Raw genomic sequence first — 1,086 nt, 5'->3', positions numbered from 1 at the left:
ATTATCACTGTAAAAATTGTTCTCATTTTTATCCTCTTCAAAATTAAATTACTTCCCAAAATATACTTATATTAATAACAGTATATACTTTTTTATGTAAAATATTTTTGTTAAATGTTTATGAATTATTTATTAAAAAATAAACTACAATAATATATTAAGAATATATTATATATTTTATTGTGGTATAAAAATAGTATCGCTTAAAGTTTTTGTAAAAACTTTATATCCATTTTCTAACATAAAGTCAATAATTATATTATCATGACCTTCTAATCCTATCATAGAAAAACTAAATTTATGAAAATCTATTGACTTTAATAAATTTAGTTCTCCACCTTCTATATCTATTGATAAAAAATCAATATGTTTAACATTTTGGAATTTTTTCATAATTTCATCAAAGTTTATAACTTCTACATCAATGAAATTTAATTTTAATTCATCATTTTCTTTTAATATTCCCAAAGATTCCAAATATTTTTTAGCATTTACTAATCTATTATTATATTCTTCATCTGAAATACCTAAATTTAAAAAACTTAAAAAATTGTGTATTTCGATATCTACAAATTGAGCTTTTGGCATATTTTGATTTGAAACAGCAGCATTGATACAAAGTGAGTTTTTTCTATTTTTTAATAATTGTTCATAATTAATAGGATTAGCTTCTACACATATTCCTTGCCAACCTAATTTTTCAAAAATTAAAGTTGTACTTCCTGATATACCATCATGTGCTCCTATATCTATATAAAATCCATCTGAAAAAAAATCATTTTTAATACTTTTTAAATATTGATATGCTATATAATCTTGCATATCTTGAGCAACAAAATAATGTGTTTTATAGTTGTCATTTATGTATAAAGGATGTGCTTTATTACATATATCTATTCCAAAATGTATAGATAATAATGTTGTATTGGAATATATTAAATTTAATTCATGTTTTATAATGTTTAACTCATTCTTACAATTAGCAATTTCATTATTAAAGTTTGCTATTTTTAATAGTAATAGTCTAACATTATTTCTTAATTTTTTGAATGGTATCCACCATACTATATTATCAATTATAGATTT

The 1,086-nt window shown here is 20.3% G+C and carries 1 protein-coding gene; it reads right to left on the bottom strand.

All coding sequences use genetic code 11. The annotated features are described in order from the left end of the window. Positions 1–177: 177 nt before the first annotated feature. The coding region (locus EZH24_RS12410) for an FkbM family methyltransferase (RefSeq protein ID WP_137999364.1) at positions 178–1,086 on the bottom strand (909 nt) is incomplete at its 5' end.

Origin of the sequence: Brachyspira catarrhinii (assembly GCF_005518285.1) — a bacterium.
Taxonomy (GTDB): Bacteria; Spirochaetota; Brachyspiria; order Brachyspirales; family Brachyspiraceae; genus Brachyspira; species Brachyspira catarrhinii.
Note: the sequence above shows the minus strand (reverse complement) of the source record. Positions and strands in the feature narration are given on the sequence as shown.